The sequence below is a fragment of the uncultured Sulfitobacter sp. genome (genome assembly GCF_947497275.1).
GTDB lineage: Bacteria > Pseudomonadota > Alphaproteobacteria > Rhodobacterales > Rhodobacteraceae > Sulfitobacter.
The window spans coordinates 45,272-71,102 of record NZ_CANMFS010000007.1; the positions used below are offsets into that span (position 1 = coordinate 45,272).

At 62.4% G+C, this 25,831-nt stretch carries 22 protein-coding genes; 11 read left to right on the plus strand and 11 right to left on the minus strand.

The window, feature by feature from the left end:
* Window positions 1–54 precede the first annotated feature (54 nt).
* Window positions 55–1,101, plus strand: coding sequence for a TRAP transporter substrate-binding protein DctP (gene dctP / locus Q1A06_RS14715; RefSeq protein WP_299565183.1), 1,047 nt, complete (start codon window positions 55–57; stop codon window positions 1,099–1,101).
* 412 nt (window positions 1,102–1,513) lie between these two features.
* Here the strand turns inward: dctP and Q1A06_RS14720 are convergent, their stop codons facing one another.
* The 4 genes from Q1A06_RS14720 to Q1A06_RS14735 form a co-directional block, all read right to left on the minus strand.
* Complete coding sequence (locus tag Q1A06_RS14720; RefSeq protein WP_299565189.1) at window positions 1,514–2,317, minus strand: IclR family transcriptional regulator C-terminal domain-containing protein; 804 nt, start codon at window positions 2,315–2,317, stop codon at window positions 1,514–1,516.
* Window positions 2,318–2,456: 139 nt separating this feature from the next.
* Window positions 2,457–4,571, minus strand: a complete 2,115-nt coding sequence (locus Q1A06_RS14725) for an acetate--CoA ligase family protein (protein WP_299565195.1) — start codon at window positions 4,569–4,571, stop codon at window positions 2,457–2,459.
* Between the two features lie 22 nt (window positions 4,572–4,593).
* Window positions 4,594–5,760 (minus strand): acyl-CoA dehydrogenase family protein, encoded by a 1,167-nt coding sequence (locus Q1A06_RS14730; protein ID WP_037929869.1) that lies wholly within the window; start codon window positions 5,758–5,760, stop codon window positions 4,594–4,596.
* Between the two features lie 31 nt (window positions 5,761–5,791).
* Window positions 5,792–7,006, minus strand: a complete 1,215-nt coding sequence (locus tag Q1A06_RS14735) for a CaiB/BaiF CoA-transferase family protein (RefSeq protein ID WP_299565204.1) — start codon at window positions 7,004–7,006, stop codon at window positions 5,792–5,794.
* A 158-nt stretch (window positions 7,007–7,164) separates the two neighbouring features.
* On the opposite strand from Q1A06_RS14735, the gene Q1A06_RS14740 reads away from it, so the two are divergent.
* The 6 genes from Q1A06_RS14740 to Q1A06_RS14765 are packed head-to-tail and all read left to right on the plus strand — an operon-like array spanning window position 7,165 to window position 12,512.
* Complete coding sequence (locus Q1A06_RS14740; protein WP_299565207.1) at window positions 7,165–8,580, plus strand: CoA-binding protein; 1,416 nt, start codon at window positions 7,165–7,167, stop codon at window positions 8,578–8,580.
* A complete protein-coding gene (locus Q1A06_RS14745; protein WP_299565210.1) occupies window positions 8,577–9,248 on the plus strand; it encodes an acetate--CoA ligase family protein in 672 nt (223 codons plus the stop codon). The genes Q1A06_RS14740 and Q1A06_RS14745 overlap by 4 nt, the downstream gene beginning before the upstream one ends.
* The gene (locus Q1A06_RS14750; protein ID WP_037929881.1) at window positions 9,245–9,745 is read left to right on the plus strand and encodes a MaoC/PaaZ C-terminal domain-containing protein; all 501 of its coding nucleotides are present in this window, start codon (window positions 9,245–9,247) and stop codon (window positions 9,743–9,745) included. Before Q1A06_RS14745 ends, Q1A06_RS14750 begins: the two co-directional genes overlap by 4 nt.
* Window positions 9,742–10,884, plus strand: a complete 1,143-nt coding sequence (locus Q1A06_RS14755) for an acyl-CoA dehydrogenase family protein (protein WP_299565215.1) — start codon at window positions 9,742–9,744, stop codon at window positions 10,882–10,884. The genes Q1A06_RS14750 and Q1A06_RS14755 overlap by 4 nt, the downstream gene beginning before the upstream one ends.
* A 46-nt stretch (window positions 10,885–10,930) precedes the next feature.
* Window positions 10,931–12,103: an acetyl-CoA acetyltransferase gene (locus Q1A06_RS14760; protein WP_299565217.1), complete on the plus strand. Its 1,173-nt coding sequence runs from the start codon at window positions 10,931–10,933 to the stop codon at window positions 12,101–12,103.
* Window positions 12,104–12,107: 4 nt separating this feature from the next.
* On the plus strand, window positions 12,108–12,512 hold the full coding sequence (locus Q1A06_RS14765) for a Zn-ribbon domain-containing OB-fold protein (protein WP_299565219.1): 405 nt from the start codon (window positions 12,108–12,110) through the stop codon (window positions 12,510–12,512).
* Between the two features lie 88 nt (window positions 12,513–12,600).
* Here the strand turns inward: Q1A06_RS14765 and Q1A06_RS14770 are convergent, their stop codons facing one another.
* From Q1A06_RS14770 to Q1A06_RS14790, 5 genes are all read right to left on the minus strand, one after another.
* A complete protein-coding gene (locus Q1A06_RS14770; RefSeq protein WP_299565222.1) occupies window positions 12,601–14,544 on the minus strand; it encodes a TRAP transporter fused permease subunit in 1,944 nt (647 codons plus the stop codon).
* A 90-nt stretch (window positions 14,545–14,634) separates the two neighbouring features.
* Window positions 14,635–15,606 carry a TAXI family TRAP transporter solute-binding subunit gene (locus Q1A06_RS14775; RefSeq protein ID WP_299565225.1) on the minus strand — a complete coding sequence of 324 codons (972 nt, stop codon included), beginning with the start codon at window positions 15,604–15,606 and terminating at the stop codon, window positions 14,635–14,637.
* Window positions 15,607–15,649: 43 nt separating this feature from the next.
* Window positions 15,650–16,417, minus strand: a complete 768-nt coding sequence (locus tag Q1A06_RS14780) for a hypothetical protein (protein ID WP_299565228.1) — start codon at window positions 16,415–16,417, stop codon at window positions 15,650–15,652.
* Window positions 16,414–17,352, minus strand: coding sequence for a CoA-transferase (locus Q1A06_RS14785; protein WP_299565231.1), 939 nt, complete (start codon window positions 17,350–17,352; stop codon window positions 16,414–16,416). The genes Q1A06_RS14780 and Q1A06_RS14785 overlap by 4 nt, the downstream gene beginning before the upstream one ends.
* Before the next feature lie 163 nt (window positions 17,353–17,515).
* Window positions 17,516–18,943 carry a hypothetical protein gene (locus Q1A06_RS14790; protein WP_299565233.1) on the minus strand — a complete coding sequence of 476 codons (1,428 nt, stop codon included), beginning with the start codon at window positions 18,941–18,943 and terminating at the stop codon, window positions 17,516–17,518.
* A 337-nt stretch (window positions 18,944–19,280) separates the two neighbouring features.
* Here Q1A06_RS14790 and Q1A06_RS14795 point away from each other — a divergent pair, with 337 nt between their 5' ends.
* Genes Q1A06_RS14795 through Q1A06_RS14805 form a run of 3 tightly spaced genes read left to right on the plus strand, consistent with a single transcriptional unit; the run spans window position 19,281 to window position 22,941 of the window.
* A complete protein-coding gene (locus Q1A06_RS14795; protein ID WP_299565236.1) occupies window positions 19,281–20,738 on the plus strand; it encodes an MmgE/PrpD family protein in 1,458 nt (485 codons plus the stop codon).
* Window positions 20,738–21,796: an acyl-CoA dehydrogenase family protein gene (locus tag Q1A06_RS14800; protein WP_299565239.1), complete on the plus strand. Its 1,059-nt coding sequence runs from the start codon at window positions 20,738–20,740 to the stop codon at window positions 21,794–21,796. Before Q1A06_RS14795 ends, Q1A06_RS14800 begins: the two co-directional genes overlap by 1 nt.
* On the plus strand, window positions 21,793–22,941 hold the full coding sequence (locus Q1A06_RS14805) for an acyl-CoA dehydrogenase family protein (protein WP_299565241.1): 1,149 nt from the start codon (window positions 21,793–21,795) through the stop codon (window positions 22,939–22,941). The genes Q1A06_RS14800 and Q1A06_RS14805 overlap by 4 nt, the downstream gene beginning before the upstream one ends.
* 33 nt (window positions 22,942–22,974) lie before the next feature.
* On the opposite strand, the gene Q1A06_RS14810 is transcribed toward Q1A06_RS14805, so the two are convergent.
* Both Q1A06_RS14810 and Q1A06_RS14815 read right to left on the minus strand, forming a co-directional pair.
* A complete protein-coding gene (locus tag Q1A06_RS14810) occupies window positions 22,975–23,793 on the minus strand; it encodes an IclR family transcriptional regulator (RefSeq protein ID WP_299565244.1) in 819 nt (272 codons plus the stop codon).
* A 104-nt stretch (window positions 23,794–23,897) separates the two neighbouring features.
* The gene (locus tag Q1A06_RS14815) at window positions 23,898–24,428 is read right to left on the minus strand and encodes a MaoC family dehydratase N-terminal domain-containing protein (RefSeq protein WP_299565247.1); all 531 of its coding nucleotides are present in this window, start codon (window positions 24,426–24,428) and stop codon (window positions 23,898–23,900) included.
* A gap of 275 nt (window positions 24,429–24,703) precedes the next feature.
* On the opposite strand from Q1A06_RS14815, the gene Q1A06_RS14820 reads away from it, so the two are divergent.
* Window positions 24,704–25,816 carry an acyl-CoA dehydrogenase family protein gene (locus tag Q1A06_RS14820; protein WP_299565250.1) on the plus strand — a complete coding sequence of 371 codons (1,113 nt, stop codon included), beginning with the start codon at window positions 24,704–24,706 and terminating at the stop codon, window positions 25,814–25,816.
* The last annotated feature ends 15 nt before the right edge of the window (window positions 25,817–25,831 follow it).

Consider the following 25,831-nt stretch of genomic DNA (forward strand, 5'->3'; position numbering starts at 1 on the left):
GCCTGCGCAATCGCGTCGGTCCATAACCCTAAAAGACAGGAGGAGAATGAAACCATGCCCAGAATATTCAGAGTTCCATCGCCCGTACGGACAGCCGGCCATGCCCTGGCCGTCGCTTTGCTGCCACTCGCCGCGCAACCGGTCTCCGCGCAGGAGATCGAACTGCGCGCGGCCGACAGTCTGCCCACCGGGCATTACATTGCCCAGAGCCTCATCGAACCCTTCATGGAGCGGGTGAGCGAGCGGACCGGAAAGACCGAGTTCGCCTATTTCCCGGCGCAGCAGCTTGGCAAGGCCAAGGACCTGCTGTCGCTGACCCAGACCGGTGTGACCGATATCGGCTATGTCGGCCCATCGTATGTCAGCGACAAGATGCCTTTGTCGGCGGTAGGTCAATTACCCGAAGCGTTTACGACCTCGTGCGAGGGCACGATGGCCTATTGGGAGATCGCCAAACCCGGCGGCGTACTCGATAAGGCCGAATTCGCACCGAATGGCGTGCGCATGCTGATGGCGATGGTGCTGCCGCCCTATAACCTGCTGACGTCCAGCCGCGAAATCACCGGACTGGACAGCATGGAAGGCCTGAAGATTCGCAGCACCGGCGGCGCGCTTGACCTGACCGTTCAGAAGATCGGCGGCGTGCCGGTCCAGATGCCCGCGCCCGAAGTGCGCGAGGCGCTGTCGCGCGGAACGATCGACGCCGGGCTCTTCCCCTATCCCAGCGTCACCCCCTACGGAATGGAAACCTTCCTTGACTGGGGAACGCAGGGAATGAACTTCGGATCTTTCGTTGCAACCTACGTGATCAGCAAGGAAAAATGGGACAGTCTGCCCGAGGACGTCCAGCAGGCGATCACCGAGATTGGCGAGGATGTGACCAAGGAAGGCTGCGAAACCGCCGACCGGCAGAACCTTGAAGTCAAGCAGCAGATTGCCGATGCTGGTGTGACCTTCGTCGACCTGCCCGCCGGAGACGTGGAAAAGCTCGACCAGATCCTGTCGACAGTGGGGTCCGAATGGGCCGAACAACTCGATGCCCAAGGCGAGCCGGGGTCCGAGGTCCTCGAAGCTTTCCGGTCAGCGCTGGGACAGAACTGATAACAGATCGCGGTCGGCCCGGTTCCTGTGTGGGCCCGGGCCGCCAAATACGCTCAGATCTCTGCCGGTGGGCGCGTTTGCATCCGTCGCTTCGACACCCGGCCCGGTCGCGCGTTATGCGGCTGAAATCCGGGCCGGCCGTGCATAGGTTCGGCCACCTTCATCCCGAGTCTGAAAATACGTTTATGCGGGGACCAAAGGCGGTAGTGTAACGAATCCGGCCAGTTGATTTGTGCATTCATCCAATTCAGAACCGAAACCACGTCTGCAACCGGTGAGGTTTGGCCGGATCAAATGACGGGCCGCACTACATGTATCTATAGCATGATCTTTGATTGCAAACCTGCTCGTATCCATTCGAGCCTCATCTTTGAGGGTGCATCGGAAATCACGACAGACGGGACCCCGATGATCAACAGACCCTTGGATCATGACCTTTCTTTCCCAGATTCCGAACAATTTCTTCACGCATGATCTTAACAATCTCGTTTTCGGATCGCAGGATGACATCCGTTGGGGCACCAACCCCGACGGCGAAAAGACGAGAACTCTGGTGGCTGGGAAAAGGCATGGAGATCAATCCAGCACCTTTGACAACTTGATCGGTGGAAAGATAGTACCCTTTGGCGCGGGTCTGGGCCAACGAGGCGACGAAGGCCTTCACGTCCACTGCCGGTTCGTCGGGCGCACGATAGGCATTGATTCTTCGCAACAGCCGGCACACTTCTTCATCGCTGAAACGGCTCATCAGAACCCGTCCAACCCCCGAAATTCCCAGCGGCCGTCGCGTGCCAAGTGAAATGTGGTGGATCGGCGACTTCTTCGGACGGATCAGGTGCACATACTCCGCCTCGTCACCGTTCTTGGTTGCCAAAACCACCACATGCCGGGTCCGTTCCGAAATAGCTTTCAGCAGCCGCTGAATGATGCCTTCACCGAACAGGTCGGGATTCATCCATGACCCCAAAAGCGGAACCCGCTCGGTGGGGAAATAGCTCTTCTGTTTAGCGTCGTGGGTCAGGAACCCCAACTCGACCAAACTTTTCAGGAGCGCCGAGGTACTCGATTGCGGATACCCCAGTTCCTTGGAGACCTCCACGACCGACAGCGGTCGACGAACCTCGTCGAAATACACCAAGGTCTGGCAAGTGCGTGCGACCGATTTCACGATGGGGGTCCCGCGTGCCTTCACAGAAGCCCGATGCGCGTCATCCATAATCCCCTCCCGGCATACTATTATATGAACAGTATTCAGAAAGTAGAATGGCGGCGGATGTAATTTCTGTCAACTGTTAGAAAATTACACAAATTCCGCCACATGCGTTGGAGGCTCGGGAAGGTGTCGGGTACGGGTGTCAGTGGCCTCCTCTTCTCGTGGGGATAATTACGCCATCTGCGGCCACGGCGCCCTGGCCATTCGGACCGATGATCAACGGGTTCACATCAATGGTCTCAAGCGCGGCGCCGTGATGGGCCGCAAAGGCGGACAGGCGCGCGAGCGCGTCAGCGAGCGCGTCGATGTCGCGTTCGGGCGCGCCGCGGAATGCGTCCAGCAGCTTGCGACCGTGGATTTCGTCGATCATGCGACGCGCTTCGGCGGGGCCGAAAGGGGCAACCCGGAAAGACACGTCCCCCAAGGCCTCGACCAGCACCCCGCCCAGACCGAACATCACGACCGGCCCGAATGCCGGATCCTGGGTCACGCCGAGTATGGCCTCCAGCCCCGGTGCAGCCTGTTCGGCCACGACCAGCCCGTCGATCCGCGCATCGGGCGCTTTCTCGGACGCCAGCTCCAGAATGCGCGCCCCGGCAGAGCGGACCTCTTCGGCTGAACGCAGGTTCAGTTCCACACCACCGATATCGGATTTATGCAGGATGTCGGGCGAAGCGATCTTGAGCACGATCGGAAAGCCAATCTCCTGCGCCGCTTCGGCTGCCGCCACCGGGGTCTTGGCCAGGGTTTCGCGCACGATCCCGATGCCGGCCTCGGCAAGCAAGGCCTTCGCCTCGATCTCGTTCACCATGCCGTCCGGCAACGGCGACAGGTCCGCCAGTTCGGGTATCGGGTCGTCTTCGCCCGCGCGCGCAAAGGATTTGGCGAAATAGCGCAATGCGGCCATCGCGCGGACCGCACGGGTCGGTTCCTCGAACACGATGAACCCCGACTTTTCATATGCGGCACGACCCTCGGGTTCGGTCAGCGAACAAAACAGCATCGGCCTGCCGGGGTACTTCTCGCGGATGCGCTCCAGCCCGGTCCGGATGGCTTCGTTCAGGTCGGCAACAAGACCGACCGTGGACATGAAGATGATGGCACCGTCAATTTCGCCGTCGCCAAACAACACATCCATGTTGGTTTCCAGGAGGTCGATCTGGTTTACCAATTGCGCCGTCACATCGACGGGGTTTCGGACACCGGCAAAGGGCAGCACCGCTTTCAGCTTCTTCTGCGCATGATCGGGAAGCGCGGGTACATCCAGCTTCAGTTTCTCTGCCTCGTCGGCCATCAGCACCCCAACGCCACCGGACACCGTCACAAGACCCAGCCGGTCGCCCTGCATCATCGACGCGGATTCGGCGCAGGCATAGGTCACATCGAACATTTCATCGACCGAGTGCGCCCGGTAGACACCGTATTGCCGGAAAGCCGCGTCATAGACCGCGTCGGACCCCGCCAGTGATGCGGTATGCGACTGTGCGGCCTCGGCGCCAACCGCGCTGCGTCCGACCTTCATCATGACCACCGGCTTTTCGCGGGCGCGGGCGAGTTCAAGAGCCTCGACCAGCCTGTCGCGGTCGGTCGCGCCTTCGAGATAGCCCATGATCACGCGGGTTTCGTCATCCTGCGCGCAATAGGCTACGGCATCGGCGAAATCGACGTCGCAGGAATTGCCCGTCGTCGCCCACAGGTTAACGCCCAGTCCGCGCATCCTGACGAGCGTCATACAGTACGACCCGAAGGCCCCGCTCTGGCTGACGATCGACACGCCGCCCGGCTTGGGCAGGTACTTTTCGACCCCCGGCGTGAAGGTCGCGTAAAGGTTGTGGCGGACGTTGGCGATGCCAAGGCAGTTCGGCCCGACAAGCCGCATACCGCCTTCGCGCGCGATATCGACCATGCGCGCCTGAAGCGCTGCACCTTCGTCGTTGACCTCGGAGAACCCCGAGCTGAAGATCACCGCGCCGCGCACGCCGCGCGCCGCGCAATCCTCGACCGCCTGAACCGCCAGCCGCGCAGGCAGCGCGATTACCGCCAGATCCGGTGTCGTCAGAGCCTCGGTGATCGACGGATATGCCGTCAGCCCCTGCACCTTGGACGTTTTCGGGTTTATCGGCAGGATCGTACCGTCGAACCCATGCCGCCTGAGAAAATCCACCGGTCGTCCGCCGATGCGTTTGGGGTCACTCGACGCGCCGATCACGGCAACAGAACGAGGAGCGAAAATGGCATCCATTCCGTCAATTCGCATGGGTTTTCCTTTGATGTTCGTATTAATAGGATTTCGGCAGGCCAAGCGCGTGCTCTGCAATGAACGACAACACCAGTTGCGGTGTGACCGGCGCAATGCGGAACAGGATGGCTTCGCGCACCAGACGCTCGACATGGTATTCCTTGGCATATCCGAAACCGCCGAATGTCAGCTGTGCGGTCTGCGTCGCCTTCACCGCCGCTTCGCCAGCCAGATACTTGCCCGCATTGGCTTCGTTTCCACACGGCTTGCCAGCATCGTAAAGCGCGCCGGCGTTCATCGCCATGAGGTTGGCCGCTTCCAGTTCGGCCCAGCAGGCGGCCAAGGGGTGCTGCACACCCTGGTTCTGGCCGATCGGCCTGCCAAACACGACACGCTCATTGGCGTAATCCGCAGCGCGGCGCAGCGCGTTGCGCCCGATGCCAACTGCTTCGGCGGCAATCAGAACCCTTTCGGGGTTCAACCCGTGCAGGATCTGGCGAAAGCCCTGACCTTCCTCGCCGATCAGATCCTCGGCCGGAATCGGCAGCCCGTCGATGAACAGCTCGTTTGAATCGACACACTTGCGGCCCATCTTCTCGATCTCGCGCACCGTGACGAATGTCCTGTCGAGATCGGTGTAGAACAGGCTCAGGCCTTCGGTGGGTTTCTTGACCTCTTCCAGCGGCGTGGTACGCGCCAAGAGCAGGATCTTGTCGGCAATCTGGGCGGTCGAAATCCAGACCTTCTGCCCGTGCACAACATAGCGGTCGCCCTGACGCACGGCACGGGTCTTCAGCTTGGTCGTGTCCAGGCCGGTGGTTGGTTCGGTCACGCCGAAACAGGCCCGTTGCGCGCCGGCCACCAGCGGCGGAAGGTGCTTTTTCTTCTGGTCGTCGGTGCCGAATTTGACAACGGGATTGAGGCCGAAGATGTTCATGTGCACCGCCGAGGCCGCGCTGTTGCCGCCCCCCGATTCCGCGATGGCCTGCATCATGATGGCCGCATCGACGATGCCCAGACCGGCGCCGCCGTACTCTTCGGGGATGGCGATGCCCAGCCAGCCATCGCGGGCCAGCTTTTGATGCAATTCGTGCGGGAATCCACCCTCGCGGTCCCGGTCTAGCCAAAATTCATCATCGAACTCTTCGCAAATCCGAAAGATCGCGTCCCGAATTCCCTGCTGCTCCGATGTCATTTGATAGGTCATGATTTTTCTCCTTCATTCTCGCGGACCCCGATCAGGAGTCCGGCTCGCCAACCGTGCCATTATCAATCAACGCGGCAATCTGTTCGGGGTCGAAACCAAGCTCTTCCAGCACCGCACGGCTGTCGGCCCCCAGTTCACCGCGCCCGAGCCAGCGCAATCGTCCCGGCGTCTTGTCCAGCTTTGGCACGGGTCCGACGACTCTCGTGTCGTCTCCCTCGACCCCGACGATGTCGCCGCGCGCCGCGATCTGCGGATCGGCCAAAATGTCATCGACGTCATAGACCATCGCCGCCACGGCATCGTGGGACTTGAAGATGTCGATCGCTTTCTGCGCGTCATGCTGTGCCACGAATGCGCCGAGCCGGTCGACGATCTCTTCCGTATGATCCGCAAAACCATCCAGGCTTTGGAATTGCGGCTGTTCAGCCCATTCCTGTCCGCCCGCGGCCTCCAAAAGACGCCGCCCGGTCGCCGCGCTGCCTGCGCTGACCGTGACCCACTTCCCGTCCCGGGCGCGGAATACGCCCGCCGGGGCGTAGGCGTTGGGAGCCTGAAGCCCGTTTCGATCAACCGGCAGGCCGGCGCCGGTCCGCGTTGGAACGTGATAGTCGATCAGACGCAACAGCGGCTCGAAGATGGCCAGATCCACCACCTGCCCCCGGGCGCTGCCGTTGTGCACCGCATGAAGCGCCATCATCGCGCCGTAGGCCGCCATAAGGCCAGTGGTTGAATCTGCCGCCGGAAAGCCGGGGTGCATCGGTGCGTTGTCGGCAAAGCCGGTCATGTTGGCCAGTCCGCTCATGGCCTCGCCGGCCCGACCGAAACCGGGCCAGGAGGACCGCGGCCCGGTCTGGCCATAGCCCGAGATCCGCACGATCACCAGGTCCGGGTTCCATTCATGCAAGACCTCCGGCGCCAACCCCGCTCTTTCAAGCACACCGGGGCGAAAGTTCTCGATCAGAACCTGCGCGTTTTCGACCAGGCGGCGCAGAACCTCGCGGCCCTCGTCGGTCTTCCAATCCAGCGCCACCAGCCGCTTGTTTCGGGCCAGTGTTTTCCACCAGACACCTACACCATCCTTGGCGCGCGCGCTCAGAACCCGCAGCATGTCGCCCTGCCCCGGTCGTTCGATCTTGATCACCTCGGCACCGAAATCGGAGAGCAGCGCGCCACACATCGGCGCGGCAATCACATGTCCCAGTTCTATCACCCTGAGATCGCTCAGCGGCCCGTCTTCTACCTTCATTCGGTCGTCTCCCAGATTGTCATTTCTCGGTCGTCAAGCCCCAACCTCCGGGTCCAGCGCCCTCAGTCTCCCTAAAACCGAAATACATTGCGAGAACAATCGAACGCTCGTTAGATCATTGAAAAGGGTAACGACGTTTTCACTTGACGGAGGAATAAATGGTTGATCCAGACACGAATCGATTGGCTGAACGCCGACGCTCGGTTGCACAGGCATTGGACGGTCTGTTCGATCCGGGCACCATCGCCGTGGTCGGGGCGTCCCGCACCAAAGGCAAGCTCGGACAAGCCGTGTTGGCGCTGCTGAAGAGCAACGGCTATCGCGGCAAGATCATCCCGGTGAACCCTTCTGGCGGCGAGATCGAGGGCCTTGAAGCTGTGCGCAGCCTGGAAGAGATCGACGGCCCGATTGACGTGGTCGTTCTGGCCACGCCGGTCGGTGTTGCACTTGATGCGCTGGAAACCTGCGCGCGGCTCGATGTCAAAGTCGTGGTCGGGGTGACGTCGGGGTTCTCGGAAGCCGGGGAAGACGGGCAGGAAAACGAACTGCGGTTGCGCAGGATCATGCAGAACGCATCCTTTCGTTTGGTCGGACCGAACTGCGAAGGCGTGGTGCGCCCTGCGTCGGACCTGCAACTGACCTTCAGTCCCATGTTCAACGACCTTCGCCCCGGCCCGGTGGCGATGATCTCCCAATCCGGTGCGCTTGCGGGTCTTATGGCGCTGCGCCTGGGCGAACGCGGCGTAGGGATCAATGCCATCGTCTCCAGCGGTAACGAAACCGATCTGACAGCGGCGGATCTGCTCGACTATCTGGGGAACGACCCGCAGACGCGTGTGGTTCTGTGCTATGTCGAGGAACTACGCGACGGGCGTCGGTTCGCCGAAGTTGCACGTCAACTGACAAAGGCAGGCAAACACGTCGTTGCGGTCAAGGGCGGGCGCAGCCGCGCCGGATCGCGCGCGGTCCAGTCGCATACCGGCGCGATGGCCGGGGACGACCGGGTGATCAGTGCGGTGTTTCGTGAAACCGGAGTTATCCGTGCGCGCGAGTCCGTGGCCGCGGTCGATGCGGTAACGGCGCTCGCCTCGGGGCGGCAGCCTGCGGGAAACCGGGTCGGCATCATCTCTGTCACCGGTGGGCTTGGCGTCGAAATGACCGATCTGGCCGAAAGCGCGGGGTTCGAGGTGCCGGTGCTGGCCGAGACGACGCAGTCCGCGCTGGCCCGCTATGTGCCGTTCTACGGGTCGGTCTCGAACCCGGTCGATCTGACCGGCGTGGTTCTGGCGAATCCCACCTATGTGGGTCGCTGTCTGGAGGCCGTTGCCGATGATCCGGGCGTCGATATCGCCATCGCAATCATCACATTTGTGCCGGATCAACAGTTCATCGAAGCCTTGGCCGAAGCGTTCGACAGCACCGGCAAGCCGATCCTGATCGTCTGGACCGGTGCTGCGCGCAGCAATGCCTCGGGCGAGGCGCTGCGAGAACGGGCTGTTCCAGTGTATGATTCGCCCGCACGGGCGGCGTCGGGCCTTGCGGCGCTGGCAGCCACGACGGGAGAAGTATCATGACCCCGAGAGAAACACTGGAAAGCTGGCACTGTGCCGGGCGTAAAGTGGTGCACGAGGCTGACGCGAAGGACCTGCTGCAGCGGATCGGCATACCGGTGCCAAAACGCAACCCCGCCGAAGGGCGCTGTGTCGCCAAGCTGTGTCACGACGACTATCCGCATAAATCCGATCATGGCCTTGTCCGGCTGGGTCTCTCGCCCGAAGAGGCGAAGCGTGCCACCGCCGAAATGGCGCAACGGTTCCCGGGCGGCACGACTCTGATCGAGGAAATGGAAGAAGGGTCCGTGGCCGAATGGATCATCGGCTGTAAATGCGACGACACGTTCGGCCCGATCGTTCTGGCCGGTCCCGGCGGCATTCTGGTGGAACTGATCGACGCAGCCGAAATCCGGCTCGCTCCGGCAAAACCACAAACCGCCGAATCTATGGTGCGCTCGGGTCCGGGCGCCAGGATGCTGGCGGGCCTGCGCGGCGCGGAACCGGCCGACCGGGGGGCCCTGGCGGACCTGATTTCGCGCATATCTGTTTTCTTTGCCGAGAACGCCGATCTGATCTCGGAAATTGAAATCAACCCTGTGATGGTTCGGGCGGACGGGAAAGGATTGGTCGCTGCCGATGCCTTGATCGTGTTGTCACCCAAGACGGACCAACAGGAGAATTTAACGTGATACGTCACCCTTTCGGAGAGTTGTCACTCGGCCAGACCGGCGTATCGAGTGGGCGCACGATGACGGAAACCGATGTCGTCAATTTCTGCATGCTCACCGGGAACTGGCTTGAGCTGCATTCCAACATCGAGCATGCCAAGGAAGCAATCTACGGCCAGCGCCTTGTTCAGGGCAGCCTCGTGTTTTCCATCGTTAATGCCATGATCCCCTTCGACAGCTCCGTGCTCGCCGCATTCTACGGCTGCGACAAGCTGCGCTTTCTGCGGCCCACGTTCATCAACGACACCCTCTGGGCGCGCGTGGAAATCGTCAATCTGAAGGACCATGACGAAAAGCACGGCGTTGTGACCAGCAAGCTGGAAGGCATCAACCAACGCGACGAAACAGTCCTGCGCTGCGAATTCAGTCTGCTGATCCGCAAGACACGTCTGGATCGCCCCGGCGAGCCCGCCAAGATCCGCGCCGCGCATGACAAAACACACGGAGAGAACGCATGAACTTTCTGACACCTGAGCAGGAGATGTGGCGCACCACCGTCGAGCGTTTCATCGACGAGGAAATCGGCCGCGACTATATTCGCAAATGCGATCTTGAGCGCGCATATCCCTATGAGGCCTATGAAAAGGTCGCCAAGCAGGGCTGGCTGGGCATCCTCTTTTCCGAGGAAAGCGGCGGGCTGGGCGGCGATATCATGGATTACGCCCTGATGTGCGAGGGGCTGGCGAAATACGGTTTCGATTTTTCCACCGGTCTGATGGTCGCCACCTTCACCGCGATGAACATCGAGAAATTCGGCACGCCCGAACAGAAAGAGCGCTACATCCAGCCGTTCCTTGATGGCGATATCCGCTTCTCGATTTCGATCTCCGAACCCGGAGCTGGGTCGGACGCGGCTTCGACCAAGACCCGCGCGCGGCGTGATGGCAATGGCTGGGTGGTCAAGGGGCAAAAGCTCTGGTGCTCGGGCGCAAAGGCCGACAATGCGATTCTGGCCATGCTGACCCGCACCGACCCCGACGCCCCCAAGCACAAGGGGCTTTCGGTCTTCCTGATCCCCAACGACGCTGAAGGGCTGGACATCCGCAAGCTGCCGACCCTGGCGCGGCGCGCAACGGGCACCACCGAGATTTTCGTCGACGATGTGAAACTGCCCGCCGACGCGCTGCTGGGCACCGAAAACGAAGGCTGGAAAATCATCACCGACCATCTGGAACTGGAACGTGTCGCCGTGGCCGCCGCCTATGTGGGCAACGCCCAGACAGCGGTGGACGATGCTCTGCGCTATGCGCATGAACGGATCCAGTTCGACAAGCCGATCTTCGACTTTCAGGTGATCCGCCACATGCTGGCCGATATGCAGACCCAGGTCGACGCCGCGCGTCTGCTGGTCTATCGTGCCGCCAACCTTGCAGCGGCCAAAACGCCCTGCACGCGCGAAGTGTCGATGGCAAAGCTCTTTGCCTCCGAGACCCTGCAAACCGTCACACGCAACGGCATGCAGATCCTCGGCGGTCATTCCATGTTGCCGGAGGCGGATATGGAACGGTATTTCCGCGAAGGAATGCAAAGCACCATCGGCGGCGGGACATCGCAGATCCAGCGCACGCTGATCGCCAAGACCATGCGCCCGAACTGACGTCGGGACCGCATCGGAACGACGGAACAACAGGGAGAAAGAGCATATGAAGAACGGACGCGATCCGGTGATCGTCGGCCTTGCCGACGCGCCAATCGAGGGTGGGAAATTCGTCACCAAGGCGTCGGTCCTGGGCCATGCCGCCTTAGTGGCAAAGGCCGCCGTTGAAGAAGCGGGCCTGACGCTGGACGATGTCGATGGTCTTCTGACCGCCGGCATGTGGGGTGTGCCGGGGCCGGGACAGTTGGCCACGGTAACGCTGGGCGAATATCTCGGCATCATGCCAACCTACGTCGATGGCACTAATATCGGCGGCTCGGCGTTCGAGGCACATGTCGCCCACGCCGCAATGGCGCTGCGCGAGGGCTATTGCGAGGTGGCGCTGATTGTCTACAGCTCGGACCAGAAATCCCTGCGCAGCCGCAATCTGGGCGGGCGTCCTTCGGTGCTGTCCATGCAACACGAAACCCCCTACGGAATGCCGACGCCTGTGGGCGGTTACGCGATGGCGGCGCAGCGGCACATGCATGAATATGGCACCACCTCCGAAAATCTGGCCGAGATTGCCGTCGCCACCCGGAAATGGGCGCAGCTGAACCCCGCCGCAACGCGGCGCGATCCGCTGACCGTCGATGACGTCATGTCCAGCACGATGATCTCGGAACCGCTGCACCTGCTCGACTGCTGCCTTGTCACCGACGGTGCGGGCGCCATCGTGATGACCACCGCCGAACGCGCCAAGGACCTCAGGACCAAACCCGTCGCGGTCAAGGGCTATGGCGAGGCTCACACCCATTGGGCCATCGCAGAGATGCCCGATCTCGCCCGCCTGCTGCCCGCGCAAAAGGCCGGCGAAACCGCGATGAAAATGGCCGGTGTAAGCCCTTCCGATATCGACGTGGTCGAGGTCTACGACAGTTTCACCATCACGGTCCTGCTGACGCTGGAGGCGCTCGGTTTCTGCAAGATCGGCGAAGGCGGCGATTTTGTCTCCGGCCAACGCACAGCGCCGGGCGGCGCCTTTCCGATGAACACCAATGGCGGCGGCCTGTCCGCGCTGCATCCGGGCATGTACGGGATATTCCTGCTGATCGAGGCCACCCGCCAGTTGCGGGGCGTCTGTGGCGACCGGCAGGTCGCAGGAGCCGAGACCGCGCTGGTGCATGGCACCGGGGGCACGCTGTCCTCTGGCGCGACTGTAATTTTGCAAAAGGACTGAGCCGATGAGCACTGAACAACCGCTTCCGGTGATCGACCACGACAGCGCCCCCTATTGGCAGGCCGCGCATGAAGGCCGCCTTGACATCCCGCTGTGCGGCGATTGTGGCAAGCATCACTTCTATCCACGGGCGATCTGCCCGCATTGCCATTCCGACAATCTGAATTTCGATACGGTCAGCGGGCGGGGCGAGGTGCATACCTTCACCATCGCCCGCCGCCCGGCGGGCCCGGCCTTTGCCGACGACGTTCCCTATGTTGTCGCGCTGATCGAACTGGAAGAAGGCCCGCGGATGATGAGCCGGATCCAGACCGACGACCCGGAGAAAGTGCATATCGGGGCCAAGGTCGAAGTGACCTTCGTGAAAGCCAGTGACGAGATCACCTTTCCCTACTTCACGATGACCTGAGACAGCAGGCACAGGTCCGCGCAACCAATCTTGATGGGGCCGCCGCAGGTATTCTGCGGCGGCCTTCTTTGCGAAAAAGGTACAGGCGTCACCCGGTGCTGAGGGTCTGCCGCTCTCCGCGCAGAAACCGCCAGACGATCAGACCGGTCAATGCCAGCCCACCGATAATATCGGCCATCGGCGCGGCATAGAACAGCAAGGCAGCCGACGCCAGAAACACCCCCCGCCCAGGTATGGACAGCGTTCCTCGAAAGTAACCGCTCAACCCGACGCTGACCGCAAAGACGGCGGCGCTTGCCACACCCAGATCCAGAACGATCTGACCGGTGCCGCCCTGCGCCAGAATGCCCGGTCTGAACACAAACAGGAAGGGCACCACATAAACCGCCCCGGCAAGCACCAGTGCGCGACCGGCAACTTTCCAGAAATTGGCCCCGGCCAGCGCGGCAGCGGCATAGACGCTGGCGCAGACCGGCGGCGTGATGGCTGACAGGATCGCGTAGTAGAAGACGAACAGATGCGCCGTCAGTTCCGGCAGGCCAAGCCGCACGAGGCTGGGTGCTGCAACCGCCGCCGCCAGAACATAAGAGGCCGTGGTCGGCACATCCATGCCCAGCACGATCGACAGAACAGCCGCCAGCAGCAAGGCGACGATCAGGCCTTGATCGGATACTGAAAACAGCAGGTTCGAGATTTTGACCCCCGCGCCCGTCGCCGTCAGAACCTTGACGACGATCGCCGCACAAGCCAGCAACGCGGCAATCATCACCAACGCGCGACCCGCCTCAACCATCCCCTCGTAAACGTCGCGGGCCAGCCCGGTCCAACATGCCTTCAGCCCCTGCTCCCGCGTGTCCCGGCCAAAGGGGCGCACGGCCGCACAGGCCAAGATCAAAACGATGATGGACGCGGCACCGGCAAAGCTTGGTGTGTAGCCCTGGAACAAAAAGTAGATCACTGTCCCGATGGGGAGAAACAGCGGGATCGCCTTGTCGGGTGCCAGGAAATCCGCCGGTTTCGGCATTTCGTTTTTTGGTGTGGGCTGAAGGCCCGTACGGCGCGCATAAAGATCCACTCCGAGCCATATCGCGAGGTAGTAGAGAAACGCCGGGCCCATCGCTGCCACAGCGATCTGGGTGTAGGGAATGTTCAGGAACTCAGCCATGATGAAGGCCCCCGCCCCCATCACCGGCGGCGTCAGCTGACCGGCGGAAGACGCAACCGCCTCGACCGCGCCGGCAAAGGCCGGCGGATAGCGCAGCCGCTTCATCGTGGGGATGGTGATGGAGCCCGTCGCCATCACATTCGCCACCGCCGATCCGGTCACAGTCCCGAACATCGCCGAGGACAGCGCGCAGACCTTGGCAGGTCCGCCGAAGGTACGCCCGGCGATCCATGTCGCCATCTTCATGAACACGTCGGTCGCCCCGGTGGACAAAAGCAACGCCCCCAGAAGCACATAGATCGTGATGACCCGCGCGCCCACATCCGCCAGATAGCCGAAAATACCGGTGGTCGAGCTGTAGAAGGTCTCGACCGCCGTGCGGGCCGAAACGCGCGGCGGGCGCCAGCCCCCGTCGATCAGATCGTATCCGAAGTAATAATAAAGAACGGTGATCAGTGCCAGTAAGGGCAGGAACCACCCGATCACTCGTCGGGCCGCTTCGAGCGTCAGCAGAACGGCCAGCAACCCCGCCGCCTTGTCGAGCGGCCCGTACTGCACCATGATGTCGGAAAAGCGATCCCGGTTAAGGATCACATAGAGGCACACGCCAAAGGCCAGCAGCCCGAGCGTGATGTCGATGGTCCGCTCCAGCCCGTTTCGACCGCCGGTCCGCGCCGCGCGCGCGGCGTAAAGGAAAAAGGCACCACCCAGACCGAAGCCGATAAAGATCGGTCGTTGAACCAGCGGTTCGAACTGTCCGAACAGGGCATTGTAGAAATGCAAAGCGACAAATGCCGCAAACAGCGCGCCGAGCGCCTGTGTTCCGCGCCGTTGCCAGGGCGAAGCCTCGGCCGATGAGTGTTTCATTGTCGTGTTCCCCTTCAGGCGGCGGGGCGCAAATTGCGCCCCGCTCGACCGGTCCTTTCGACCGGCGGCGTGACCGTCCGCAGTGCGGAATCAGTTACCCACGGCTTCTTTCCAGTAGCGCGCCGCGCCCGGATGATAGACGATACCGGCCTCCATCGTCGCGACGGCATCGGCGGCGGTATCGTACTCCGCCAATTGCGGCCAGGCCTCGACCAGCAGGTCCATGTTCTGGTGGATGCTGCGCGAGATGTCATAGGCCGTGTCGTCGTCCATGACGCCCGTTCGTGTCAGGAAAAAGACGTTGAGCTTGGGCACCCGCATCTCCTCGGACCCCGCAATAAGACCTGCGGGAAGGGTTGTGAAACCGACGCCTTCCATGGCTTGTGTCGCCGCTTTCTCCTGCTCTTCGGAGAACCCGATCAACCGCATCTCTGTGCTGGTCATCAACTCTTGCAAGGTCGCATCTACAGAGTTTGCGGCCCCGTATTTGCTGTAACCGATAATCTGGCGGTTCTTGATGCCTTCCACCGCGTCCCCGACGGCTCCGTGCACGAGGTCGGCGTTGATGTCGAACATCGACAGGACGGTGGTTGTCAGGTTCTCGGCAGCCGATCCGCGAATACCTGGATTGAATTTCTTGCCATCCAGATCGCCAAGCGTAGTCACACCCGATGCTTCGGTTGCGGCAATCAGCAACACCGACGCGCTGTAGGGATACAGCGCCACCGTATCGGCAATGGCGTTTCCGTCGAACTTGCCGGTTCCGTTTCGGGCAGCGATCAGAATGTCAGTGGTGGCAAGGCCAAGATCGATTTCATCCCGCGCGAGGCGCAGGACATTGTCCACGCTGGCGCCGGTCTCGATCACGTTGACGGTGGTATCCTCCATACCGGTCTCGATCGCCTTGCTCATCGCGACCGAGATCGTAAAGTGGCTGGACGTCGGGCTCGTGGTCCCCATCGTAAGGTCCTTGGCCGAAACCGCGCCGCCCACAAGAAGGGCACTCAACGCCACTGCGGCACCGATGGCCCCCCTGCTCCCGATTGTTTTGCGTTTGAACATGTCTTCCTCCCAGTTGTTGTTCAGAATTACCCGCACTTGCGCGTCAGGCGCGCAAAGTTCCGGTCTTGTCGATCCGCTCGCGCAGCGCGGTCAGTTCCTCCTCTGTTGGCAGCGGCGTTTGTGGCACGTCCTGAGTGATCCCAAGATCAAACCCCGTGTGGCGCTGAACCTCTGCGGCCGTATGGCCCGCGTGGACCGATTTCAGCCGCATCCGCAGCGTCTCCGGGTCGAAATCCAGAACTGCGCGGGGTGTCACTACGAACCGCGGCCCTTCATTGGTCAGGCCGGCGGCGCGCTTCGCCTCGGGGCCGGAAAGATGCCCCGGTATGGTGATGAAATCTACTTTCTCGACAAAATTCCGCGCCGTATGAAGCGTCGGGCAGATGTAGAACCGCGTCGACGTGTGGCAGTAGGACAGGTTGGCCGCCCCCGGCCCTCGCATCCCCGGCGCGTGCAGCGTGCCACCCACGTGATGCAGGTTGATGTTGCCATAGGCGTCGTGCTGCAACCCGCTGTGAAAGAAGAAATCCAGCCCGTGATGGCTGTGGCCGAACAGCTCGATGAACGTCTCGGCGGCCTCGCAGCGGCCCAAGGCGCGGTCGTCCAGCATAGAGGGATAGAGCCGTCCCGGCTCGGGGTTGAAGAACATCTCTCCGCCGACTGTCAGGTTGGGTGCGCGCAGTTCGCGCGCCAGCGCGATCGCCGCCATAGGCACCAGAGCCGCAGCACCCGCCGCACCCAATTCGCCATCGGCCAGGTCGCGGGCCAGCACCACGACCATCTGCTCAAGGGGGGAAATCGCAGCCCTCATCCTTTCCGCGCCTCCGCGCTAAGCTGCGCGAGATATTCTGCGCCCCCGACTGTTTTGATATAGTCTTCCTGATCTTTCGGCCCGGTCACATGGCGCGCGATGTAGGCATCCAGCCCCTCGCTGTCGCCGGCCCGGGCGGCATCGCCCAGATCGGCGTAGGCGTCGATATGATCCTCGTCCATCGCGTAATTGGGGAAGCTCGCGGTGGGGTGTGCGCCGTAAGGCACCTCGACCACGGCGTCGACATAGTGTGACGGCACCGTCACCCGTGACGGGTCGTCAAGGATCACCTCGTCCGACACGATCCTGTCCACACTGGCGATGACCATGTCCGAGGCCCGTGCCATCAGCTGATCGGCATAGACCATCGTGCTGAGATGGCGCAGGTTCCCCCAACGGTCAGCTTCCTGCGCGTGCAGGAAGGTGACGCTGGGCCGGATCGGTCCGACGGCGTGGATGCGGCGACCCGAAAACGGACAGTCGATTTCGCGGATCAGCGGATTGTGCTTCAGCACGTCCGACCCGCGCAACGCGTCGATCGGCTGAAACGGCACACCGTGGGCCGAGGCCATAAGCCCCCCCACCACGGTCAGCGCGTCCAGCGCATGGGCCGTAACCTGCCCCGCCTCGACCGCGCTTCGAAAATTGGGGCACAGACGATTCTCCAGCGTGACGCCGGGTATGAACACCTGCTCGACGGCGCCCGCCGCGATCATCAGATCGACGTCATAGCCCGCACCGGGCGAGGAATAGACATGCAAGCCCTTTGCGCCCGCCGCCAACAACCCGCGCACCAGTGCGACCGGCCTGCCCTGCTTGAACAGCCCGCCAAGGCACAAGTCCGGACGTTCCCGCAAAGCGTCCCGGGCCTGACGCGCTGCGTCTTGCAGCCCCGTGACCTTGCTGCGGCGCGTGAGTGTCGTTTGGCCTTCCATTGTTCGGTACGTCGCTCCGATGCTGCTGTTTTCCCGGGCCGACCGCCCGGGGTTTTCGCAGAACAACTGTACTGGAACGCACGCGATCCAGCACCTTCCGGGATGCGACAGGGAGGATCGAACACATATGTGCGATTGTCCGCGCAGGGCGCAGATCAGGACATCAGAGCAGCCCTGCCGCGACACCGCCCGCAACAATGAGGGCAATGAGAAGGATGCTGACCAAACCGAATAGCCCGTTCCATCCCAAACCGATGGTGAGGGGCCGTTCCCCCACGATGGAAGACGCATAAACGACGGCGGTGATGGCAGGCCCCATGCAAATGATGCTGCTCCATCCCCCAGCCAGCGCAAGGCCCAGAGCAAGGGGCGATAAACCATCCACGCCGATGCGGATGACCACTTCCGCCAGCAGCACCACCGAGATCATTGGGTGCACACCCAGCAGCCCCGTCAGGAACACCGTGATGATCAACAGCACAACCGTCACGACAGGCCGCGTTGCGATCCAGCCGAGATGGTCGGCAATCCACTCGACGGGAACGACCTCCAATGCGACGAGGCCGATGAATCCCGCCGAAGCGATAACGCTCATTTCGGTCGCGAATCCCGGTGCCTGCTTCACGAACCGTCGCGACATGTCGGAAATGCTGCCGACGCCCTTGCGCAGACCCGACCAGAGAAGCGCATAAACCGGCACGATGGTGATCAGGACGGTCTGGAAACTGTATTCCGTCGCCCTGTCCAGTACCACGACCACGCCACCCAGCATAAGGATATGACCTGCAACGACCACGACCGACCAACGGGCCCAGCCCGGCAAGCCCCCGGTCAGGGGCGCAACCCTGCCGCGCGACGACGGCGGACGCCACCATTCGACCGTGTCGAACAACCACCCCAAAAGGAAAAGCACGCCAGCCAGCGCGAGCCCGAATGGCGCCAGATGTGCCCATTCAAGACCCGGGATCGTAAGGATCATCAGATTGAGGGCGATCCCGAACGGCGTCCAGAACGCGATGGATGAAAACCCCCGCATACAGGCGCTTACCATCCTGCGCTTGCGAGCCTCGTACACCAAATCATCCATTTCATGGCGATGGGCCTGCAGACCCTTCATGATGATCTCCAGCATCACGCCTAGCCCGCCGAGGTTCAAAAGCACCCCGAACAAGTGACCCCCCGCGCCCAAAGATGCGTAGCGGCGGGTCGGCGGCTGCAACGTCAGGAACTCTCCGGCAACTTCCACAACCGGGTCCTGTATGGCCGCAATGCGCAGGAATGCGACAGCCGTCAGCAGCGCGGACAGGAAAACGACACGCGCCGCGGCCTCTGCGAAAATGCGCGTTCCGATACCATCGGCCAGCGCCAAAACGGCAATCGCGAACGAGAATGATAGCAGCACCCATCCGACCCGGGCAATGTGGCGGAACGCGACCAGGAGATAGATGCCGAAAAACGGCACGACCGCACCCGAAACACCGTTGCCGGGAAAGGCACCCTGCGCGATGCCGCCGCCAAGACAGATCGTCAGGCAGACAGCAGCAACCGGGTTGCGTGCGGCGGGCCGTTTCAGAGCATCAATGAACGGCATCTGCACCCGCTGTTACGAGGCATTCGGCCCGCCTGCAAAGCTGCGGCAGTTCCGGACACGCTGGTCGGGCTGGGATATCGCAGATGCCAACTCCCTCTGCGGCGGCCCGCAATGCGCCTGTGTCTTCTAGACCATTCACGCAGACATCCCCAACCGCAGTTGCGCTTCGCTTCGAAGTTATTCCGACGCGTCCGGCGTCTTATCTCCGAAGGGTTCAGATGACAGATGGCCGTCAGGCTGCTCTAACCCGGCGGGGATCACAACGCGATAGCCCAGTTCAACACATATGTGCGAAAAGGGGGTCATCCGAATTGATAGCACCTCCTGACTTGAGGCAATGTGCAGTACCAGAGAGGATCAGGACATGGTCAGCGATTTCACCCGCCGTCTGACGCGGTTCATTTCCGCACGGCATCGGCTGGACACGCCGAATGCCGAGCAGGCCGCGCTATGCGTGGAAGATACGGTGGCTGTTATCTACGGCGGCTGGCACGCGCCGGTGGTCCGCCGACTGGCGGCACTTGAAGGGGACGAGGCCGCAACGCCGGTGGGTTCCGTCGGAAAGCGCGGCGTCGAACGGGTCGCGTTCCTCAACGCCGTTGCAGGTCATGCGCTGGATTTCGATGATGTCCACACCCTCAGAGTCACCCACCCCAGTGTAGTGCTGGTGCCCGCGCTGCTGGCCATGGCAGAGGCTCGACCCGAGACGACCGCCCGCGTCGGCCCCGCGCTTGCGGTGGGAACAGCCGTCAATGTGGCGCTGGGTCAGGTTCTGGGCTTTGGTCACTACGCCAAGGGCTGGCACGCCACCTCGACGATCGGGGCAGTGGCGGCGGCGGCGGCGGTCGCGCATCAGCTTGCCCTTGACGAAGCGGCAATTTGCAACGCGCTGGCGCTGGCCGCATCGCAGGCCGGTGGATTGCAAATCAATTTCGGCGCGATGGCCAAGCCGATCCAGGCCGGCAATGCCGCCCTTGTCGGGGTGCGGGCCGCCCGCATGGCCGAGGTCGGAATCACCGGTACGCCCGATATTTTCGCGCCGCGCGGATTCTTCGATCTTTATGCCGGTCCGGACGGGCTTGCTGCCGACCCTGCCAAGGTGGAGCCAAGAATTGATCTCGGCAGCGTGTCACGCAAGCTTTATCCCTGCTGCTATCTCACCCACAGGATGATCGCCGCCGGGCGGCACCTTTACGCCCAACGCGGAGGAAACGCGGTGCCCGATGGCTCTGTGATCGAAATGACAGTGCCAAAGGGCGTCATGCTGCCCTTGCATATCGTTGATCCCAACGACGGAACAGAAGCCAAGTTCTGCGCCGCCTATACCTTGTCGGCGGCCCTGCATCAGGGCCGGGTCGGGCTTGCGGATTTCGAGGGCGACAGCCCTCACCGCCCCGAGATTCGCCGGCTCATGAGCATGGTAAACATCGAAACCGAACCGGACGCCGGACCGGATCGCGTCGGTGTGGACCACGGGGCGGTCCATGTCCGCCTGCGCAGGGAGAACGAAACCCTTGCCGAAACCTCGGTCGCGGCGCATCCCGGTTCGCCCGCAGACCCGGCAAGTCCCTCCGAGATCGGCGAGAAGATCGCCGATTGTCTTGAGAAATACCGCAAGGTCGGCGGCACGCCACCCGCCACTGGCGCGTTTCGTAAGGAACTGCGCACACGTCTTCATTTGCCGCCGCTGCGCGATCCGGCGACCCCCAATGGCAAATCGGACCGGTCCCGGAACAGAACACCGAGACAGGGCGTGGCTGCCGCCAACCAAGCACCTATTGAAAGGACCACCTGATGGAATCGATGATCCATGACATGGCCGAGCGGCTTTTCCGCGACCATGTCAGCCACGGCCTGCGCGCGGATGCCGCTGCAGGGCAATGCCCCGAGACGCTCTGGACCCGGATCGAAGAGGCCGGGCTGCACATGGCCCTGGTGCCCGAAGAGGCTGGCGGTTTCGGCGTGCCCGCCGCCGAGGCGCTTGGGCTGGTGCGCATTGCCGGTGCGCACGGGTTGCCGTTGCCTCTGGCCGAAACACTGATTGCAAATGCGGTACTGGCGGGCGGGGGTCTGGCGCTGCCGCGCGGCAGGCTGACCATCGCCGAGGGCGCGGCGCTGCGGCTGGAACGGCGCGGCGGTGCACTCCATGCGAGCGGGCACATGGCGATGGTGCCTTTTGCCCGCTGGGCGGACCGGATCGTGACCATCGTCGCGCTGGACGGCGTCGATCATGTTCTGTCCCTGCCGGTCAAGGATCTGACAGTCACCCCAGCGCAGGATCTTGCGGGGATGCCGCGCGACGATGTTGCGGTCGACCTTGCGCTAACGGACGCCGATGCCGCTCCCGCGCACCGATCGATGGGCGGAATGCGCGGGCTTGGTGCGCTTGTCCGCAGTCTGGCCACGGCCGGCGCGCTGGAGACTATCCTGCGGATGAGCGTCGAATACGCCAATGACCGGGTTCAATTCGGGCGGCCGATCGGCAAGTTTCAGTCGATACAACAGTACCTTGCGACATTGGCCGGAGAAACCGCCGCAGCGCGTGCGGCCGCCGAAATGGCGGCCGGCAGCTATGACACCGCCGCCTTCGCGCTGACCGTCGCCGCCGCCAAAAGCCGCTCCGGAGAAGCTGCGCAGACGGTTGGTGCGCTGGCTCACCAGATTCACGGGGCCATCGGCTATACCGAGGAACATGCGCTGCACCATTTCACCAAACGGATCTGGAGCTGGCGAGACGAGTTCGGCACCGAATTGGACTGGAACCGGGAATTGGGGCGTGCCGCCCTGTCGAGCCCCCACGACACTTTCTGGCACTTCATCACCGACAGCACTGCACAAGGCGTTCTGACATGACACTCACCGCATTTCCCCCGCCCCCGTCGGGGGCCGATCACAACGACCTGCGCCAAGAGGTCCGCGCGTTCCTGGCCGAGGAACTGGCCGATTTCTCGCCCGAGAAGCGTGCGAGATCATGGAACGGGTTCAGCCGGGACTTCTCGCGCAAGCTGGCGCAACGCGGCTGGGTAGGTATGACCTTTCCCGAGGAATACGGAGGCCACGCGCGTAGCGCGCTGGAACGCTATGTCGTGTCCGAAGAACTGCTGGCCGCCGGCGCGCCGGTAATCGCGCACTGGATCGCCGACCGCCAAAGTGGCCCTCTGATTCTGGCCAAGGGAACCGAAGAGCAAAAACGCGCGATCGTGCCGCGCATCGCTGCGGGCGAGCTGTGTTTCTGTATCGGGATGAGCGAACCCGATTCCGGCTCTGACCTCGCGGCGACGCGCACCGTCGCCACCGAAGTCGAGGGCGGTTTCCGCGTCAACGGCACCAAGGTCTGGACGACCTACGCCCATGTGGCCGATTATATGATCCTGTTTTGCCGCACCGGCAAGAGCGACGACCGCCACGGCGGGATGAGCCAGCTTCTGGTCGACCTCAAGGCCACGAAAAATATCCAGATCAGCCCGATCATCGACTTGGCCGGAGAGCATCATTTCAATCAGGTGATCTTCGATGACACGTTCCTGCCATCCGACGCTCTTCTGGGCGAAAAGGGCGAGGGCTGGTCACAAGTCATGAGCGAACTGGCTTTCGAACGCAGCGGCCCGGAACGGTTCCTGTCGTCCTTTGCCCTGATCGAGGAACTGATCCGACTGCTGCGCATCGACGCCACAGAGGCCCAACAAGCCGAGATCGGTCGCCTGTCCGCGCATCTGATGGTCCTGCGGCAAATGTCGCGCTCGGTCGCCGGGATGCTGAACGAGGGCAATAACCCCGCGCTTCAGGCCGCCATCGTCAAGGATCTCGGCGCGCTCTTCGAACAGGATATCCCGCGTCTGGCCCGCAGCCTGATCTCACGTCCGGCCGTGCCCGGAGGACGCGACAGCTATGCGGCGGTGCTGGCCTATACCGAACTTGCGGTGCCGTCGTTCTCGCTCCGGGGGGGCACCCGCGAGATCCTGCGCGGCATCATCGCACGCGGGTTGGGCCTGCGGTAACGAAGGGGTCCGACCGGACGGATCGGCGCGCACCTAATTCAGGGCAGTTCCGGTCTTGTCCGGACGATAGCCTAGCGCAAGAGAAAGCTGTTCGGCGCTCGCTTTGGCCGCTGTCACACACAGGTTCCGGTTCCGGGCGGCGCGTTCCAGCGGCGCGCCGATCACCAAAGCCCCTGCGAGATTTCCATTGGCACGAAACACCGGAACTCCAAAGCCCGCTGCATCGACATGCGCCGTACCGACCGTTCTGGCGTAACCGGTTTCACGAATTTGCGAAACCATGTGCCGCAATGCGTTTTCGTCGGTGATCGAATTGCCGGTAAGCGGCGTCAGTTCCGTCCGTTCGAAGTAGGCATCAAGCTCCTCCGGGGTGTCATAGGCCAGCATGACAAGACCCGATGCCGAACAGAACAAAGGCCGGTCGACCCCCGTCTGGGCCACGTACCGCACGGGCTGCGGGCTTTCGATGACCGACGAATAGACCACACGATCGCCATCACGAACCGCGTAAAGGACCGTCTCGCCGGTCTGTTTGGCAAGGTCGTTCATTACCCCTTGCAGGACCGACCCGAACGGGTGGTTGGCCAGGATGGACTGGGCGAACTGAAAAATCCGTGGCCCGAGGAAATACGCGTCGTTCTCGCGCATCAGGTAACTCATTTCAGTGAGAGGGCGTAGCAGCACCAGCAAACTGCTCTTGGGGCAATCCAGCGCGCTGCTGAGTTCGGACAGGGACATGCGCCGGTTGCTTTGCGCGAGCAGATCGAAAAGCGACAGAACGCGGTTCAGCGACCGCGGCCCTTCCGATGTGCGTCCGGCAGATCCAATTCCGTCAGATTGCGCGGTTTTCATGGTCGACGCCTCCAGTTTCGCGGTGCGACAAGGTATTGGCAAAACCCAAGCGGCAGTCCACCCATATTCGGCCGGGATCGGGCCTGCGCAGCGTACCAAAAGGTCTAGTCCTCTCCCGGTTCCTTGTCCGCCGTGCGTGCCTTGATCATCCGCAGGGGCGTGTAGTCCAGCACCTGCTCCCCGGTCTGTTTGAAAACCCTGTTCCGGGTCCGGACCAGCCCGCGGTTCGGCCGGCTCTTCGAACGGCGCGACTCGATGACCTCGACCTCGCAATGGATCGTGTCCCCCGCGAAGGTCGGTCCCAGAACCTTCAGCTCCATTTCCAGAAAGGCAAAGCCCGTGTGTTGCATCGTGGACTGGGTCAGCAGACCCTCCATGAAGGTATAGACAAGCGCGCCGGGTGCGGCGAAGCCCTCGATATTGGATTCCTTTTCGCGAAAGTCGCTGTTGATGAACAACACTTCGAGCATGCCGGTGACACTGACGAAATTCGTGATGTCTGTTTCGGTCACGGTACGGCCGATGGTCCGAAATTCGCGCCCCACCGGCAAATCTTCATAACAAAATCCAAGGCCCACAGTTTCCATGCCGCTCGTTCTCCCGTCGAGTCCCATCTGATGCGAAGGTACGGCCACGCCAGTCCCGCGACCTGAACATTCCCCGCTTTCCGCAGGTTAAGGTGCAACAGCGAGACTAATCAATCGAAGCGGCCATTTTTGTGTGGCGCACTCGAATCAAGCACATCCATGATGAATCCGGTTTGGCGGTCCGTTTCGCCGTTCTCGATGCGACATTGCACATATGTGGTTTTGCACGACCACCGGGCGTTAGTGTTTGGTCAGGACCGATTGCCAACCTACCGTCGGCCAACACCCAATCGATCTTCACAGCTACAAGGAGGTACTCCGGCATGAATTTCGGATTTTCCGACGAGCAGGATACCATACGCGAAACACTGTCCCGGATGCTGGGCGATCACGCCACCCTGGAGGTCGCGCACAACCGGCTCGACGGCGCAGAAGGGTTTGACACCGCAACCTGGTCCGCACTGGCCGATGGCGGCTGGCTTGGCCTTGCCATGTCGGAAGCGGAGGGTGGCTCGGGAATGGGTGCGGTGGAACTGGCGATCCTCGCCGAGGAAATCGGTCGCTGTCTGGCCGCCGTACCTTACCTGCCGGTCCTGTGTATGGCGGTTCCGGCCCTTCAATCCGCCGGAACGCAAGGCCAGCGCACATCGCTTCTGCCCGGCATAGCCAAAGGCCGCACGATCATAGCCACGGCGCTTGCCGAGGGCGGCGGCCTCGCACCCGATACCGTATCGGCGAAAGTGGTGCAGGATCGTCTTTCGGGACAGAAAGCGCCGGTCACGTTCGGTGCCGAGGCGACCCACGCTCTTGTTGCGGCGACGGATGAGGAAGACACCCCGCGTCTCTATCTTGCGGACCTTTCCGCCTCGGGCGTGACAATCGGTGCGCTCGACCCGATCGACCGTACACGTCCGGCGGCCAGAATCGACTTCGACAACGCGCCGGTCGAGCTGCTGCCCGGCTCGGACCCTGCGGCGATCCAGCGGATGCTGGACGGCGCCGCAGTGCTGGCCGCCTTCGAACAGATCGGCCTTGCGGAGCGCGCCCTTGCCCTGACCACGGCCTATGCCGGCGAGCGGCACGCGTTCGGGCGTCCGATTGGCGGGTTTCAGGCGGTCAAGCACCGGCTCGCGGACATGTTCGCCAAGATTGAACTGGCGCGGTCCAATGCCTTTTTCGGTGCCTGGGCGCTGGCAAGCGGCGACAGCCGACTGCCCGAAGCGGCCGCCGTCGCGCGCCTCACTGCGCTCGATGCCGTGCAATTCACCACCGAGGAATCGATCCAGCTGCACGGCGGTATCGGGTTCACATGGGCCGCCGACCCGCATTTGTTCTTGCGACGCGGTTGGCAGCTGAAGGCAGAACTCGGCCCGGCGGACATGTGGCGCGAGCGGCTCCTCGGGCATCTCGCGACACCTCTACGCGCCGCAAGCTGACAGGGAAATCAGACA

What these genes read in the sequence shown, in the direction of transcription:
- dctP (WP_299565183.1), top strand. Translation starts at nt 55, where the DNA reads ATGCCCAGAATATTCAGAGTTCCATCGCCCGTACGGACAGCCGGCCAT.
- Q1A06_RS14720 (WP_299565189.1), bottom strand. Translation starts at nt 2,317, where the DNA reads ATGGATGACGCGCATCGGGCTTCTGTGAAGGCACGCGGGACCCCCATC.
- Q1A06_RS14725 (WP_299565195.1), bottom strand. Translation starts at nt 4,571, where the DNA reads ATGCGAATTGACGGAATGGATGCCATTTTCGCTCCTCGTTCTGTTGCC.
- Q1A06_RS14730 (WP_037929869.1), bottom strand. Translation starts at nt 5,760, where the DNA reads ATGACCTATCAAATGACATCGGAGCAGCAGGGAATTCGGGACGCGATC.
- Q1A06_RS14735 (WP_299565204.1), bottom strand. Translation starts at nt 7,006, where the DNA reads ATGAAGGTAGAAGACGGGCCGCTGAGCGATCTCAGGGTGATAGAACTG.
- Q1A06_RS14740 (WP_299565207.1), top strand. Translation starts at nt 7,165, where the DNA reads ATGGTTGATCCAGACACGAATCGATTGGCTGAACGCCGACGCTCGGTT.
- Q1A06_RS14745 (WP_299565210.1), top strand. Translation starts at nt 8,577, where the DNA reads ATGACCCCGAGAGAAACACTGGAAAGCTGGCACTGTGCCGGGCGTAAA.
- Q1A06_RS14755 (WP_299565215.1), top strand. Translation starts at nt 9,742, where the DNA reads ATGAACTTTCTGACACCTGAGCAGGAGATGTGGCGCACCACCGTCGAG.
- Q1A06_RS14760 (WP_299565217.1), top strand. Translation starts at nt 10,931, where the DNA reads ATGAAGAACGGACGCGATCCGGTGATCGTCGGCCTTGCCGACGCGCCA.
- Q1A06_RS14765 (WP_299565219.1), top strand. Translation starts at nt 12,108, where the DNA reads ATGAGCACTGAACAACCGCTTCCGGTGATCGACCACGACAGCGCCCCC.
- Q1A06_RS14770 (WP_299565222.1), bottom strand. Translation starts at nt 14,544, where the DNA reads ATGAAACACTCATCGGCCGAGGCTTCGCCCTGGCAACGGCGCGGAACA.
- Q1A06_RS14775 (WP_299565225.1), bottom strand. Translation starts at nt 15,606, where the DNA reads ATGTTCAAACGCAAAACAATCGGGAGCAGGGGGGCCATCGGTGCCGCA.
- Q1A06_RS14780 (WP_299565228.1), bottom strand. Translation starts at nt 16,417, where the DNA reads ATGAGGGCTGCGATTTCCCCCCTTGAGCAGATGGTCGTGGTGCTGGCC.
- Q1A06_RS14785 (WP_299565231.1), bottom strand. Translation starts at nt 17,352, where the DNA reads ATGGAAGGCCAAACGACACTCACGCGCCGCAGCAAGGTCACGGGGCTG.
- Q1A06_RS14790 (WP_299565233.1), bottom strand. Translation starts at nt 18,943, where the DNA reads ATGCCGTTCATTGATGCTCTGAAACGGCCCGCCGCACGCAACCCGGTT.
- Q1A06_RS14795 (WP_299565236.1), top strand. Translation starts at nt 19,281, where the DNA reads ATGTGCAGTACCAGAGAGGATCAGGACATGGTCAGCGATTTCACCCGC.
- Q1A06_RS14800 (WP_299565239.1), top strand. Translation starts at nt 20,738, where the DNA reads ATGGAATCGATGATCCATGACATGGCCGAGCGGCTTTTCCGCGACCAT.
- Q1A06_RS14805 (WP_299565241.1), top strand. Translation starts at nt 21,793, where the DNA reads ATGACACTCACCGCATTTCCCCCGCCCCCGTCGGGGGCCGATCACAAC.
- Q1A06_RS14810 (WP_299565244.1), bottom strand. Translation starts at nt 23,793, where the DNA reads ATGAAAACCGCGCAATCTGACGGAATTGGATCTGCCGGACGCACATCG.
- Q1A06_RS14820 (WP_299565250.1), top strand. Translation starts at nt 24,704, where the DNA reads ATGAATTTCGGATTTTCCGACGAGCAGGATACCATACGCGAAACACTG.